This window comes from Kitasatospora sp. NPDC088346 (genome assembly GCF_044740765.1).
Taxonomy (GTDB): Bacteria; Actinomycetota; Actinomycetes; order Streptomycetales; family Streptomycetaceae; genus Kitasatospora.
Genome location: NZ_JBIURH010000007.1, coordinates 119,038 through 132,636 on the forward strand (window position 1 = coordinate 119,038; position 13,599 = coordinate 132,636).

The 13,599-nt window shown below is 75.0% G+C and carries 12 protein-coding genes; 6 read left to right on the forward strand and 6 right to left on the reverse strand.

The features are described from left to right. Positions 1-143 precede the first annotated feature (143 nt). The 3 genes from ACIOFR_RS12650 to ACIOFR_RS12660 all read right to left on the reverse strand — a co-directional run bounded on the left by ACIOFR_RS12650 (position 144) and on the right by ACIOFR_RS12660 (position 4,426). Entirely contained in the window at positions 144-1,640 is a 1,497-nt protein-coding gene (locus ACIOFR_RS12650; protein WP_400995570.1) for an MFS transporter, read from the reverse strand. A 267-nt stretch (positions 1,641-1,907) separates the two neighbouring features. Next, positions 1,908-3,617 (reverse strand): DUF885 domain-containing protein, encoded by a 1,710-nt coding sequence (locus tag ACIOFR_RS12655; protein WP_400995572.1) that lies wholly within the window; start codon positions 3,615-3,617, stop codon positions 1,908-1,910. Positions 3,618-3,715: 98 nt separating this feature from the next. After that, positions 3,716-4,426, reverse strand: a complete 711-nt coding sequence (locus tag ACIOFR_RS12660) for a rhomboid-like protein (protein ID WP_400995574.1) — start codon at positions 4,424-4,426, stop codon at positions 3,716-3,718. 152 nt (positions 4,427-4,578) lie between these two features. On the opposite strand from ACIOFR_RS12660, the gene ACIOFR_RS12665 reads away from it, so the two are divergent. Further along, positions 4,579-5,379: a TetR/AcrR family transcriptional regulator gene (locus ACIOFR_RS12665; RefSeq protein ID WP_400995577.1), complete on the forward strand. Its 801-nt coding sequence runs from the start codon at positions 4,579-4,581 to the stop codon at positions 5,377-5,379. Positions 5,380-5,492: 113 nt separating this feature from the next. On the opposite strand, the gene ACIOFR_RS12670 is transcribed toward ACIOFR_RS12665, so the two are convergent. The 3 genes from ACIOFR_RS12670 to ACIOFR_RS12680 form a co-directional block, all read right to left on the reverse strand. Further along, entirely contained in the window at positions 5,493-6,344 is an 852-nt protein-coding gene (locus ACIOFR_RS12670) for a fumarylacetoacetate hydrolase family protein (protein ID WP_400995581.1), read from the reverse strand. 189 nt (positions 6,345-6,533) lie between these two features. After that, the gene (locus tag ACIOFR_RS12675) at positions 6,534-7,664 is read right to left on the reverse strand and encodes a DUF6745 domain-containing protein (RefSeq protein WP_400995583.1); all 1,131 of its coding nucleotides are present in this window, start codon (positions 7,662-7,664) and stop codon (positions 6,534-6,536) included. A gap of 36 nt (positions 7,665-7,700) precedes the next feature. Then, the gene (locus ACIOFR_RS12680; RefSeq protein WP_400995585.1) at positions 7,701-8,027 is read right to left on the reverse strand and encodes a hypothetical protein; all 327 of its coding nucleotides are present in this window, start codon (positions 8,025-8,027) and stop codon (positions 7,701-7,703) included. Between the two features lie 197 nt (positions 8,028-8,224). Here ACIOFR_RS12680 and ACIOFR_RS12685 point away from each other — a divergent pair, with 197 nt between their 5' ends. The 5 genes from ACIOFR_RS12685 to ACIOFR_RS12705 all read left to right on the forward strand — a co-directional run bounded on the left by ACIOFR_RS12685 (position 8,225) and on the right by ACIOFR_RS12705 (position 13,545). Then, a complete protein-coding gene (locus ACIOFR_RS12685) occupies positions 8,225-9,178 on the forward strand; it encodes an STM4015 family protein (protein WP_400995587.1) in 954 nt (317 codons plus the stop codon). 90 nt (positions 9,179-9,268) lie between these two features. Beyond that, a complete protein-coding gene (locus ACIOFR_RS12690; RefSeq protein WP_400995590.1) occupies positions 9,269-10,204 on the forward strand; it encodes an STM4015 family protein in 936 nt (311 codons plus the stop codon). A gap of 13 nt (positions 10,205-10,217) precedes the next feature. Beyond that, entirely contained in the window at positions 10,218-11,381 is a 1,164-nt protein-coding gene (locus tag ACIOFR_RS12695) for an STM4014 family protein (RefSeq protein ID WP_400995592.1), read from the forward strand. A gap of 17 nt (positions 11,382-11,398) precedes the next feature. After that, entirely contained in the window at positions 11,399-12,220 is an 822-nt protein-coding gene (locus ACIOFR_RS12700; protein ID WP_400995849.1) for an STM4013/SEN3800 family hydrolase, read from the forward strand. After that, entirely contained in the window at positions 12,217-13,545 is a 1,329-nt protein-coding gene (locus tag ACIOFR_RS12705; protein WP_400995594.1) for an STM4012 family radical SAM protein, read from the forward strand. The genes ACIOFR_RS12700 and ACIOFR_RS12705 overlap by 4 nt, the downstream gene beginning before the upstream one ends. Positions 13,546-13,599 lie beyond the last annotated feature (54 nt).

A 13,599-nucleotide genomic window follows, 5' to 3' on the forward strand; every position in this document is an offset into this window, starting at 1 on the left:
TTCACCCCTGGGAGACACGTGAGAATCGGCGCGGGCCGGGCCGCTCACGCAAGATCACCGTAGCGCCCCGCCCGGGGCGTGATCCGGGCGGGGCGCACCCCGGGACGGGGGCGCGGGCAGCCGCGGGCCGGGACGGGCGCGGCTCAGGCGAGCACGTGCGCCGTGGACTCGGCGTCCTGCCCGGTGGCCTCGCCGGGGGCCGGCCGGTGGTCGATCAGCAGGAACGCGATGACCGCCGCGGCCAACAGGATGCCCATCGCCACCGCCGTGGCGACGGCGTAGCCGTGCACCGCGCCCTGCGCCTGGACCAGTGGATCGGCCGCGTCGCGGGAGGCCAGGTACGTGGTGGTCACGCTCGCCGCGATCGTGTTCAGCAGCGCGATCCCGATCGAACCGCCGACCTGCTGGGACGAGTTGATGGTGGCGGAGGCGGCACCGACCTCGTTGGGCGCGACCCCGAGGGTGGCCAGGCTCATCGAGGGCATGAACACCAGTCCCATACCGAGTCCGAGCAGGATCTCGGCGGGGAGCACCATGGTGCCGTACGGGCTGTCGACCTTCATCTGGGTCAGCCAGGCCATGCCGCCGGCGGCCAGCAGCAGGCCCGGGACGATCAGGTTGCGGGACGGGATCCGGGTCATCAGCCGGGCCGCGATACCGGTCGAGCTGATGATGATCGCGCCGACCATCGGGAGGAAGGCGACGCCCGCCATCACCGGCGAGTAGTGCTTCACGACCTGGAGGTAGTAGGTCAGGAACAGGAAGAGGCCGAACATCCCGACCACCGCCAGGCCGACCGACAGCGCCGCGCCGCCGCGGTTGCGGTCGGCGACGATGTGCGTCGGCAGCAGCGCGTGCGGGGTGCGCCGTTCGACCAGGGTGAAGATCGCCAGCAGGGCCACGCCGCCCAGCAGGCAGGTCAGCACCAGCCAGTCGCTCCAGCCGCGGGACTCCGCCTCCGACGTGCCGAAGACGATGGCCAGCAGGCCGCCGCAGCCCAGGAACGCGCCCGGCAGGTCGAGCCTGATCCGGTGGCTCTTGTCGATGTGGTCGCGCTTGAGCATGTAGGAGGCGCCGACGGCGGCCGCGATCGAGACGGGGACGTTGACGAACAGGCACCAGCGCCAGTCCAGGTACTCGGTGAGCAGGCCGCCCGCGATCAGGCCGATGCCCGCGCCGGCACCGGCGATCGCGCCGAAGATGCCGAAGGCCGTCGCGCGCTCGCGGGGGTTGGTGAAGGTGTTGGAGAGCAGGCCCAGCGCCGAGGGCGCGAGCAGGGCACCGAAGGCGCCCTGGAGGGCCCGGGCCGCGAAGAGCATCATCGGGCCGGCGGCGAAGCCGCCGAGCGCGGAGGCCGCGGCGAAGCCGAGCAGGCCGATGGTGAAGGTCCGTTTGCGGCCGAAGAGGTCACCGATCCGGCCGCCGAGGAGCAGCAGGCCGCCGAAGGCGAGCGTGTAGGCGGTGATCACCCATTGTCGGTTGCCGTCGGATATGCCCAGGTCCTGCTGCGCCGACGGCAGCGCGATGTTCACGATGGTCGCGTCGAGGACGATCATCAGCTGGGCGATCGCGATCACTGCCAGCGCCCACCAGCGGCGTGGGTCCGCCGCCTGGACGTCTGGGGTGGGCTGAGAGGACACCGTGGGCCGCCTTCCGGAGGGAACTGGGCTTGGGCGCGCGCAGCGCTCCTTACCAGGGAAGCTCTCGGACGGGCGATGGGCAAGGCGATTTATCTGGTTTTGATAGAGAATGTCTATTTTTGGGACCATAGTCCTAGTTCCGGTCCCGGCCCCACCGGGTACGCGCCGGGCCGACCCGGGACACGAACCCGGGACACCACGGGCCCGGAACGCGCGACGGGCCGCCCCGGCGGCACCGGAAGGTGCCGGGGCGGCCCGTCGACTGCGTCACAGCGCGCTGAGCTCCGCGACCAGGTCGTCCAGACCGAGCGAGCCCTGCGAGAGCGCCGCCATGTGCCAGGCCTTGAGGTCGAACTCCTCGCCGCGCCCCTCGGCCGCGGCCCGGGCGTTGGCCCGGCCCTGGAGCCAGGCCCGCTCGCCCAGCTTGTACCCGATCGCCTGGCCCGGCAGTCCGAGGTAGCGGATCAGCTCGCTGTCCAGGAAGTCCGTCGACAGCCCGCAGTACTGGCCGAAGAACTCCCGGGCGTCGTCCGGCAGCACCGGCAGGCCGGGCTTGAACGGGGAGTCCGCCGGGAAGTCGAGCCCGACGTGCATGCCGATGTCGACGATGACCCGCAGCGCCCGCATCATCTGGGCGTTGAGGTAGCCGAGCCGGTGGCCGGGGTCGGTCAGGTAGCCGAGCTCGTCCATGAGGCGCTCCGCGTACAGCGCCCAGCCCTCCAGGTTGGCGCTCACGCCGCCCAGGGTGACCTGGTACGTGGAGAGCCGGTCGGCGACGTACGTCCACTGCGCGATCTGCAGGTGGTGGCCGGGGACACCCTCGTGGTACCAGGTGGAGACCAGGTCCCAGACCGGGAAGGAGTCCCGGCCGAGCGTCGGCAGCCAGGTCCTGCCGGGGCGGGAGAAGTCCAGCGAGGGGCCGGTGTAGTACGGCGCGGCGGCGCTGCCGGCCGGCGCGAGCCGGGACTCGACCTCGACCAGCGGGTCGGCCAGGTCGAAGTGGGTGCCCTGGAGGTCGTTGATCGCCTGGTCCATCAGGCCTTGCAGGTACTCGCGGGCCTCCTCGGCGCCCTTGATCGCCGGGCCGTCAGTCTCCAGCCACTTCATGGCTTCCATCGGAGTGGCACCCGGACGGACCTTCTCGGCCTCCACCCGCATCTGCGCCGCCAGGTCGTGGAACTGGCCCCAGGCCCACCGGTACGCCTCGTCCAGGTCCAGGTCGGCGCCGGTCCAGTAGCGGACCCAGCGGGCGTAGCGCTCGCGGCCGACCTGGTCGGGCGTCCCGGCGGCGGCCGGCGCGTAGACCTCGGCGAGCCAGCCGCGGAACTCGGCCAGCGCGGCGGTGGCCGCCACCGCGGCGGCGGACAGCTCCTCGGCGAGCTGCTCCGGCGCGTCCTGGACGAAGCCGCCGAACCAGCCGCCGGGGACGTCCCCGGCCACCCACTCGTCGAGCTGGCCGATCACCGTGGTGATCTGGCGCGGGCCGGACAGCAGGCCGCGCTCGGCGCCCGCGGCCAGGCTCTCCCGGTACTGCTGCACCGCGAGCGGCACCCGGGCCAGCCGGCGGCCGATGATCCGCCACTCCTGCTCCGTCCCGGAGGGCATCAGGGTGAAGGCCTCGCGGACGTTGTGCACCGGGGAGCCCAGGTTGCGCAGCGAGCGCAGGTGCTCGCCGGCCTCGTGCACGGCGAGCTCGGCGGTCAGCCGCTCGCGCAGCAGCCGGGCGCAGCGCAGCTCGGTGTCGTCGAGGCCGCCGGTGGCCTCCACGGCGTCGAGGTCGGCCAGGGTGCGGCGGGCGAGGTCGGCGAGCGCGTCGCTGCCGGCCGGGGAGAGGTCGGGGAGCCGGTCGTCCTCCAGGTTCAGCCCGAGGTAGATCGCGGTCAGCGGATCGAGATCGGCGAGGGCGTGCACATAGGCGTCGGCGATACGGCGCGGGGTGGGGCCGTTCTCGTTTGAGGTGATCAGTTCATCAGCCATCCGGCCATCCTTTCGCAGCCGGTGGCAATTTCAAGACCTTCCCGCCTCGGGGTTGCCCGGGAGTGCTTCCGGCGGTGGCGGGCTGACGGCCGGTCCGGTCAGCGCCGCCGGCCGCGCCACGACCGCCAGGCCACGGCCGGATCCCAGGTGGGACGGCCGACGGTGAACGGGTGGAAGGCCAGGCCGATCAGGACGGAGCAGAAGTGCCCGAGGTCGGTGAAGGTGTGCGACACCACCAGCGGCACCAGGTAGAAGCCGATCAGGGCGCCGCCGTACAGCAGCCGCCAGCGGCCGGCGAAGCGGTAGGTGAGCACCCCCTCCACCCCGGCGAGGGCGTAGGACACCCCGACGTCCACGGTGTCCGCCATGCTGGCCGGCAGCCGCCCGGTGCCGACGCCCAGGGCGACCACGCCCTCCGAGATCAGGGTGGCCAGGACGTGCGCGGTGAGCGCGACGGTGAGCCAGCGGGCCGTGCCCAGCCACCGCTCGACCGGGACGTGGACGAGGTTGAAGACCACGAAGTAGAAGAAGAAGTCGGCCTGTTCGGTCCAGATCGCGCTGGCCACCAGGGCACGGACCGGACGGCTGCGGAGCTGGTCGAGGTTGGTGCTGCGCCGGGCGAGGAACCAGTCCAGGCTGCTGGGTTCCATCGTGGTGACGATCAGACTGGTGATCGCCAGCAGCAGCAGCCACACGTACGTCCCGGGCGCCGCCCGGATCCACCGCCACACCGCCCGCAGGGCCGGCCCGGCCCGGTCGCGCACGACCCGCACCGCCCGTCCGGCCCGGCGCCGCCCGGACCTCCGCATAGCACCGCTCCTCCGCCCGGACCGCGTGACGCTCTGTCACATGATGCGGCGGCGGGCCGCACCGCCGGCCGGCGACCCGCCGGGCCGGGCGGGTCCTGATCGCCCGCTCCGGCCCCCTCCGCAACCGGCCCCGGCGCACTACGCTGACCGGCATGGCAGCGCCCACAGCACCTCCCACCGCCCCGGCCGGCTCCTCCGGCCCCGTCCGCGGCGCGGCTCCCGCCGCCGGCCCGGACGGGGAGCGGCCGCGGCGGGCCGGCTACCGCCGGCTGCCCGTGCAACAACGCCGGGAGCAGCTGATCGCCGTCGCCCTGGCGCTGTTCGGCTCGCGTCCGCCGGAGGAGGTCACCCTGGACGACGTCGCCGAGGCCGCCGGAGCCTCCCGACCGCTGGTCTACCGGTACTTCGCGGGCGGCAAGCAGCAGCTGTACGAGGCCGCGCTGCGCACCGCGGCGGAGGAGCTCACCAGCCGCTTCCGGGTGCCCTCCCGGGGCACCCCGACCGAGCAGCTGGCGGCGGTGCTGGACCGGTACTTCGCGTTCGTCGCCGACCACGACGCCGGCTACGGCGCGTTGCTGCGCGGCGGCTCGGTGGTGGAGACGGCACGGACCTCGGCGATCGTCGACGACGTGCGCCGGGCGGCGCTCAGGCGCACGCTGCGTCACCTCGGGGTGCGGGACGCCGGGCCGCGGCTGACCCTGCTGGTGCGGTCGTGGATCTCGGTGGTGGAGGCCTCGGCGCTGAGCTGGCTGGACGAGGGGCGCCAGATCCCGCCGGACTCGCTCCGGGACTGGCTGGTCGACCAGTTCGTGGCGATGAGCGCGGCCACCGCCGGCCACGATCCGCAGACGGCCCGGATGCTGGCCGGGCTGCTGGAGCTGGAGCCGCCGGGCGGGTCGGCGGACGCGCTGATGGCGCGGCTGCGGGACCTCGGCGCGCCGGGGCCCGGCTGACCGCTGCGGGTGGTCGGCCCCGGGGGTCCGCGGCGACGGCCCGGCCCCGTGCCCGGGCCGGGACGCGGCGGTTCTGCCGCCGGAGGTGCGGTCGGGCCGCGGTCGGACGGTGATCAGGCCTTGCCGAGCACCTGCCGCTGCCGGCCGAGACCGTCGACCTCCAGCTCGACCACGTCGGCGGGGCGCAGGAACGGCGTGCCGGGGTGGCCCAGCGTCACGCCGGCCGGGGTGCCGGTGATGATCACGTCGCCCGGTTCGAGCACCATGAACCACGACAGGTAGCGGACGATCTCCAGCACCGGGAAGACCATCTCGGCGGTGGTGCCGTTCTGCCGCAGCCGCCCGTTCACCCAGAGCCTGAGCCCGAGCGCCTGCGGGTCGCCGACCTCGTCGGGCGTGACCAGCCAGGGGCCGAGCGGGGTGAAGGTCTCGGCCGACTTGCCCTTGTCCCACTGGCCGCCGCGCTCGAACTGGAAGGCCCGCTCGGTGACGTCGTTGACCGCCGCGTAGCCGGCGATCACCGCGGCGGCCTCCCGGTGGTCCTCCAGGTACCGGGCGGTGCGGCCGACCACCACGGCCAGCTCCACCTCGTAGTCGGTCTTCTCGCTGCCGCGGGGCACCAGCACCTCGTCGTCGGGGCCGACCACGGTGTTGCTCGGTTTGAGGAAGAGCACCGGTTCCTCGGGCAGTCGGGCGCCCGCCTCGGCGGCGTGGTCGCGGTAGTTCAGGCCGATGCCGACCACCTTGCCGGGCCGGGCCACCGGGGCGCCGATCCGCCGCCCCGCGAGGTCCGTCCGCGGCAGCTCGCCGGCCTCCACGGCGGCGGCCAGCGCGGCCGGGTCCAGGGCGGCGAGGAAGGCGCCGTCGATGTCCGCGGTCCGGCCGGAGAGGTCGTACGCGGTGCCGTCCCGGCCGAGCACCACCGGACGCTCGGCGCCCGCAGGGCCCACACGGAGGAGCTTCACTGCCCATCACCACCTGGTTCGTCGCATGTCCAAGGGGAGGCCGCACACCTCTCCCGTCCTTTGCGTCCGAGGTATATCAACGCCGGTGACCTGCGAACCAGTGGGTGAGTCTCGGCGAATTCCTATCAATCCGCACAGGTCGGCCGGACGGCGAATCAGGTGGCCGCACCCTTGACAACGGCCCGCCGGTCAGGTCTCGCGCTGCGGCCGGTAGTCGGCCTCGGCGACGCCGAACGTCCAGGCCACCCCGGCCCGGGCGGTCCGGGTGCCCGGCGGCACCCGCAGCCAGTAGGTGCGGAAGGTGCCGTCCGGCTCGGCGGTGGAGTTCACCACCTCCACCATCACCACCGGCTCGTCGTCCGGCAGCTGGATCCGCCACAGCACCCCGGTCCCGTCCCGGTGCAGCGGCTCGGCGCCGGAGTCGGCCAGGTAGCGCTCGTAGCCGTAGTGCTCCAGCATCACCCGGCGCAGCTCGGCGTTCTCCTCGCCGCGGATCCGCTCCGGGGTGACGTCGGCCAGGCCGTCCAGGAAGTCCGGCGGGACCGGCATCCCGCGCCAGGCGTGCAGCGCGAAGCCGTCCGGGTAGGCCAGCGCGGGGCCGTCCGCCCGGTCCAGGCGGCCGGCCTCGTCGCGGTGCAGTTCGGTGGGACGCTCGCAGACCAGCGCCACCTCCTCGTACGGCCACCACCAGCCGGCACCCGCCGCGATCTCGGCCAGCGGCTCCAGGGCGCCGAGGGTGCCGACCGCGTCGAAGGCCGCCAGCCACGGGGCGTCCTGCGGGCCGAGCACCGCGTCCAGCAGGGCGAGGCGGACGGCCGCCCGGGCGGTGCGGGCGCCGTCCCGCACCTCCTGCTCGTCGTCCTCGGCCGGGGCGGGCGCCAGCCGGTCGAGCACCGCGTCCCGGATCCGGCCGGACAGCGCGCGGGTCTGCGGCCACAGCTCGCCACCGGTCAGCGCCCAGAGCTCCGCCCAGCCGGCGGCGCCCAGCTCGCTGTGCACCCGCTGCCGGGCGGCCTCCCACGGCCGGGTCCGCACCGCCTCCCGGACGCTCACCGCGCCGCCGGCCCCGCCCGGCAGGGCCCGCGCCGGGGCGGTCGGCAGGCCCTCGGGAGTGGTGCCGCGCAGCGCCAGCGCGGCGAGCACCGCCTCCAGCGGCGAGCCGAACCACACCACGGCCGAGGGCTCGGCCAGGCCCGCCGCCCGGTAGGCCGCGCCCACCGCCCGCTCGACCGCGGGCCGGTCTGACCGGCCGGTGCCCGCCGCGACCCCGCGCCAGCGGGCCACCGCCTCGCGGGGCGAGGACAGTTGCTGAACCACCATCGAACTCTCCGTTCCGTCTCGCCGGGTACCGGCCGCTCAGTCCGCCACGACCCGGACGGCGCCCGGGGTGTACTCGCGCTGGCGCACCACCCGGTACCAGCCCTTGGGCAGCACGATCACCGCGTGCTCCTCGTGCACCACCCGGCCGCCCTCGGGCAGCCGCAGCCACGCGGTGCCGAACGGGCCGGTCTCCCGGCGCAGTTCGCCCGGGCCGACCACGGCGTGCGCGTGGCCGGTCACCTCGCCGAGGGCCAGCACCAGCCGGCCCCGCGGGTCGCGCGGCTGCGCCGCCAGCCCCGCCACCACGGAGGGCACGGCGCCCTCCGCGACCGGCACGATCAGCACGTCACCCTGGCGGTACATCAGGCCTCCCGCGGTCGGTCCGACGCGGTGTCGGACGCCCGTCCCGAACGCTAGGGCGGGGGTCTGACAACCCGTCCGGCCCGGGCCGCGGGCGCGGCGCCGGCGCGGGTGACCCGCCGGTGGGCATCGCCCGGTCGCACGGCTGTCGGCGCGGCCTGGTAGACAGGTCCGACCCCGCCCAGCCACAGGAGCAGCGCATGGCCATCTCCCAGCACATCGAGCACTTCCACGGCCTCCCGGTCTTCGGCCTCGTCCCCGCGCTGGACGAGGGGGCGGAGCTGCCCGACGCGGCCGCGGTCGCCTGGAAGATCGGCCTGGAGTACGACTCCGAGGAGACCTTCGAGCAGCGCTGGCGGCAGTTCCTCGACACGGTGGACACCGACCGGGTGCGCGCGGTCGTGGTCGGCGCCTGGTGGCAGGAGGACCAGGAGCCCGCGGAGGCCACCGTCCGCCTGATCGCGGAGAGCGCCGGGCGGCTGCCGGCGCTGCGGGCGCTGTTCTTCGGCGAGGTCACCTTCGAGGAGTGCGAGATCTCCTGGATCCAGCAGTCCGACGTGACCCCGTTCCTGACGGCCTTCCCGGCGCTGGAGGAGCTGGTGGTCCGCGGCGCCGGCCAGGACTGGGACGGCAAGGGCGGCCTGTCGGTGGAGCCGGTCCGCCACGCGGCGCTGCGGGTGCTGCGGATCGAGTCCGGCGGCCTGCCCGGCTCGGTGGTCCGAGCCGTCGGCGCCTGCGACCTCCCCGCGCTGGAGGAGCTGGAACTCTGGCTCGGCGTCGACCAGTACGGCGGCGACGCCACCCTGGAGGACCTCGCCCCGATCCTGGACGGCGTGCGGCTGCCCGCGCTGCGCCGGCTCGGCCTGCTCGACAGCCTCGCCCAGGACGCGATCGCCGCGGCCGCCGCGCAGGCCCCGGTGGTGGCCCGGCTGGAACACCTCGGCCTGTCGATGGGGATGCTGACCGACGAGGGCGCCGGCGCCCTGCTGGAGGGCCAGCCGCTGACCCACCTGCAGTCGCTGGACCTGCACCACCACTACCTCGGCGAGCAGATGCAGCAGCGTCTCGCCGAGGCCCTGCCCGGCGTGCGGGTCGACCTCTCCGAGGCCGGCCGGCCGGACGAGCGGTGGCGGTACGTGGCGGTCTCCGAGTGATCCTCCGGCCGTCCTCGCCCGGGCGCGCCGCCGTCGCCCGGGCCTGGTAGACAGGTCGTCCCCTCCCGCCGCCGCACCGAGGAGCAGCGCATGTCCGTCGGCCGTCACGTCCGGACCTTCCACGGTCTGCCGGTGTTCGACTTCACCACCGGCCACACCGGCCACACCGACCTGCCCGAGCCCGACGCGGTGGCCTGGCGGATCGCCGTCCCGTACGACGCGGGGCACGGCTTCGAGCGGCTCTGGGCCGACTTCCTGGCCGCCGTGGACACCTCCCGGGTGCGGGCCGTGGTGATCGGCCCCTGGTGGGCCGGCGGCTACGACGGGCTCGCCCCGGCGATGGCCGCCCTGCTCGACGGTGCCGGTCGGCTGCCCGGACTGCGGGCGCTGTTCCTCGGCGACGTCACGTCCGAGGAGTGCGAGATCTCCTGGCTCCGGATGTGCGACGTGACCGGCGCGCTGACCGCCTTCCCCGCCCTGGAGCGCCTGGTGGTGCGTGGGAACGCCGGCCTCGCGCTCGAACCGGTCCGGCACCCCGCGCTGCGCTCCCTGCGGTTCGAGTCGGGCGGCCTGAGCCCGGCCGTGGTGGCCGCCGTCGGCGCGAGCGACCTGCCCGCGCTCGCCGAGCTGGAGCTGTGGCTCGGCGTGGAGGAGTACGGCGGCGGCGCGTCCGTCGGCGACCTGGCGCCGATCCTCGACGGGGTGCGCTTCCCGACCCTGCGCCGCCTGGGGCTGGAGAACTCCGAGATCCAGGACGAGATCGCCGCCGCCGTCGCCCACGCCCCGGTGGTCGCCCGGCTGGAGCACCTCAGCCTGGCCATGGGCGTCCTGACGGACGAGGGCGTCGGCGCGCTGCTGGAGGGCCAGCCGCTGACCCACCTGCAGTCACTGGACCTGCACCACAGCTTCCTCTCCGAGCCGGTGCGCGAGCGCCTCCAGGAGGCCCTGGCCGGGGTGAAGCTCGATCTGGCGGAGTCGGACGACGACGAGGACGAGGAGGACCGCTACGTGGCCGTGGCCGAGTAGCGGGCACACCCCGATGGCACACCCCGCACCCCCCACACCCCCTGCACCCGCACCCGCACCCGCACTGGCCGTTCTCGGCAACCCGGGCCACCGGCGGGTCACCCTGTTCGCCGCCGCGGCCCGCGCCGCCGGGCTGCCCGAGCCGGCCGTCCTGCCCTGGCGGGACGTGCTGCGCGGCTCCCACCGGATCGCGCCCGGCACACTGCTGCGGATCGAGTCCCCCGGCGAGGACGGGACGGTCGACCGGCTGCTGCGCGGGCCCGCGCTCGGCGACGGCTGGGCGCCGACCCGGGTGGAGGGCGGCGCGGCCTGGTACGCGGGGCTGACGGCCGCGCTCGACCGGGTGGCCGGGGCGGTCCGGGCCGCGCCGGGGGCCCGGCTGCTGGGGGATCCCGACGAGATCGCCGTGATGTTCGACAAGCGCCGCACGCACCGGTTGCTGGCCGGATCCGGGGTACCGGTGCCACGCGCCCTGCCGGGCCCGAGCCCCGCCGGCTGGGCCGAGCTGACGGAACGGCTCTCCGCGGCCGGGCTGCGCCGGGTGTTCCTCAAGCCCGCCCACGGGTCCTCGGCCTCCGGGGTGGTGGCGCTGGAGTTCGGTCCCCGCGGGCAGGTCCTGGCGACCACCTCGGTCGAGTCGGCGGACGGGCGGCTGCACAACTCGCTGCGGGTGCGCCGCTACCGGTCCCCGTCCGAGATCGCGGCCCTGGTCGACCTGCTCGCGCCGGACGGGCTGCACGTCGAGCAGTGGGTGCCCAAGGCGTCCCAGGGCGGCCGCGCCGCCGACCTGCGGGTGGTGGTGGTCGCCGGCCGGGCGACCCACGTCGTGGTGCGCACCAGCACCCACCCGATGACCAACCTGCACCTCGGCGGCGCCCGGGGGGACACCGGGCTCGTCCGCGCGGCGGCCGGCCCGGCCTGGCCCGGCCTGCTGGAGACCGCCGAGCGGGCCGCGGCCTGTTTCCCCCGTTCCCCGATGGTCGGCGTCGACCTGCTGCCGGTGGCGGGCTGGCGGCGCGGCCTGGTCGGCGAGGTGAACGCCTTCGGCGACCTGCTGCCCGGCCTCACCGGCCTGCCGGGCGGTCCGGCCGAGGGCCTGGACACCTACGGCGCCCAGATCGCCGCCCTGCTCGCCGACCGGCACCACCACGCACCACCGACCGGAGCTTCGCGATGACCCCTCGGACACCCGACATGAACCAGGTGGTCGGCAGCCACGACCTGCTCCTGGTCACCCTCGACACGCTGCGCTTCGACGTGGCCGAGGAGCTCGCCGCCGCCGGGCGGATCCCGCACCTGGCCGCGGTGCTGCCCGGCGGCCGCTGGGAGCGCCGGCACTCCCCCGGCAGCTTCACCTACGCCGCCCACCAGGCGATCCTGGCCGGCTTCCTGCCGACCCCGGCGAGCCCGGACGGGCCGCACCCGCGGCTGTTCGCGGCCCGGTTCGCCGGGTCGGAGACCACCGAGCGGCGCACCTGGGTCTTCGACACCGCCGACCTGCCGTCCGCGCTGGCCGCCGCCGGCTACCGGACGGTCTGCATCGGCGGGGTCGGCTTCTTCAACAAGCAGGGCCCGCTGGGCTCGGTGCTGCCCGGCCTGTTCCAGGAGAGCCACTGGGAGCCGGAGATGGGCGTGCCCTCGCCGACCTCGTTCGAGGCCCAGGTCGCCCGGGCCGAGCGGGTCGCCGCCGAACAGCCGGACGGCCGGCCGCTGTTCCTCTTCCTCAACGTCTCCGCACTGCACCAGCCGAACTGGTTCCACCTGCCCGGCGCCACCCGGGAGAGCGGCGACACCCGGGCCAGCCACGCCGCCGCGCTGGAGTACGTGGACGCGCACATCGGCCGGCTGTTCACCGCGATGAGCCGCCGCCGCCCGTGCTTCGCGATCGTCTGCTCCGACCACGGCACCGCGTACGGGGAGGACGGGTACACCGGCCACCGGATCGGCCACGAGGTGGTCTGGACCGTCCCCTACGCCCACTTCACCCTCCCCGCCGCCGAAGGGCCCACCGCATGAGCACCGCCGTCGAGGCGCCGCGGCCGTACCAGTCGTACGTCTACGCGTACCCGCACAAGACCGCCTACCGGCCGTTGCCCGAGCGCCCGGCGCTGGACGGGCTGTGGGCGGGCGAGCCGCAGCACGCGCTCTCGCTCTACCTGCACATCCCGTTCTGCGAGGTGCGCTGCGGCTTCTGCAACCTCTTCACCAGGATCGGCAGCCCCGAGGGCCTGACCACCGCCTACCTGGACGCGCTGGAGCGGCAGGCCGGCGCCGTCCGTCAGGCGCTCGACGAGGACGCCCGGTTCGCGCTGGCGGCCTTCGGCGGCGGCACCCCGACCTACCTCACCGCCGCCGAGCTGGAACGGCTCTGCGACATCGCCGAGCAGCGGATGGGTGTCGACCTGCGCGCGGTGCCGCTCTCGGTGGAGGCCTCCCCCGACACCTCGACGGCCGACCGGCTGGCGGTGCTCGCCGAGCGCGGCACCACCCGGCTCAGCCTGGGCGTCCAGTCCTTCCTGGACGAGGAGGCCCGCTCGGCCGTCCGCCCGCAGAAACGGGCCGCCGTGGAGGCCGCGCTGGGCCGGATCCGGGCGGCCGGCTTCCCGGTGCTCAACATCGACCTGATCTACGGCATCGACGGCCAGACCCGGGCCAGCTGGCTGCGCTCGCTCGACGCGGCCCTGGCCTGGCGGCCGGAGGAGTTGTACCTCTACCCTCTGTACGTCCGGCCGCTGACCGGCCTGGGCCGGCGGCCGGCCGAGGAGTCCGGCGCCGGCTGGGACGCCCAGCGCCTCGACCTCTACCGCACCGGCCGCGACCACCTGCTGGCGAACGGGTACGAGCAGGTGTCGATGCGGATGTTCCGCCGGCTCGGCTCCCCCGCCGCGGGCGAGAGCGAGTACGCCTGCCAGACCGACGGCATGGTCGGTCTCGGCTGCGGCGCCCGCTCGTACACCTCCCGGCTGCACTACTCCTTCGACTACGCGGTCAACGCGACGGAGGTCCGCGGCATCATCGACGCGTACGTGGCCACCGAGGACTTCCGGCACGCCGAGCACGGCCGCCCGATGAACCGGGACGAGAGCCGACGCCGCCACCTGATCCAGTCGCTGTTGCAGGCCTCCGGGCTCGAACTCGCCGACTACCGGGCGCGGTTCGGCGCCGGACCGGACGAGCACTTCCCCGCCGAGCTGGCCGAGCTGGACACCCGCGGCTGGCTCGACCGGACGGGCCCCGCCCTGGTGCTGACCCCCGAGGGGCTGGCCCACTCCGACGCGGTCGGCCCGCTGCTCTTCTCGGCGGAGGTCCGCGCCCGGATGGCCGCGTACGAGGCGAAATGACGGTCTTCCTGGGCCTGCCGGGGCAGGCCGCCACCGCGCCGCGCCCGGCCGGGC

Excerpts from the sequence above, each read along its gene's own strand:
- ACIOFR_RS12680 (WP_400995585.1), bottom strand. The coding sequence starts at position 8,027 with ATGTACCGCCAGGGTGACGTGCTGATCGTGCCGGTCGCGGAGGGCGCC.
- ACIOFR_RS12665 (WP_400995577.1), top strand. The coding sequence starts at position 4,579 with ATGGCAGCGCCCACAGCACCTCCCACCGCCCCGGCCGGCTCCTCCGGC.
- ACIOFR_RS12675 (WP_400995583.1), bottom strand. The coding sequence starts at position 7,664 with ATGGTGGTTCAGCAACTGTCCTCGCCCCGCGAGGCGGTGGCCCGCTGG.
- ACIOFR_RS12685 (WP_400995587.1), top strand. The coding sequence starts at position 8,225 with ATGGCCATCTCCCAGCACATCGAGCACTTCCACGGCCTCCCGGTCTTC.
- ACIOFR_RS12700 (WP_400995849.1), top strand. The coding sequence starts at position 11,399 with ATGAACCAGGTGGTCGGCAGCCACGACCTGCTCCTGGTCACCCTCGAC.
- ACIOFR_RS12695 (WP_400995592.1), top strand. The coding sequence starts at position 10,218 with ATGGCACACCCCGCACCCCCCACACCCCCTGCACCCGCACCCGCACCC.
- ACIOFR_RS12655 (WP_400995572.1), bottom strand. The coding sequence starts at position 3,617 with ATGGCTGATGAACTGATCACCTCAAACGAGAACGGCCCCACCCCGCGC.
- ACIOFR_RS12705 (WP_400995594.1), top strand. The coding sequence starts at position 12,217 with ATGAGCACCGCCGTCGAGGCGCCGCGGCCGTACCAGTCGTACGTCTAC.
- ACIOFR_RS12660 (WP_400995574.1), bottom strand. The coding sequence starts at position 4,426 with ATGCGGAGGTCCGGGCGGCGCCGGGCCGGACGGGCGGTGCGGGTCGTG.
- ACIOFR_RS12690 (WP_400995590.1), top strand. The coding sequence starts at position 9,269 with ATGTCCGTCGGCCGTCACGTCCGGACCTTCCACGGTCTGCCGGTGTTC.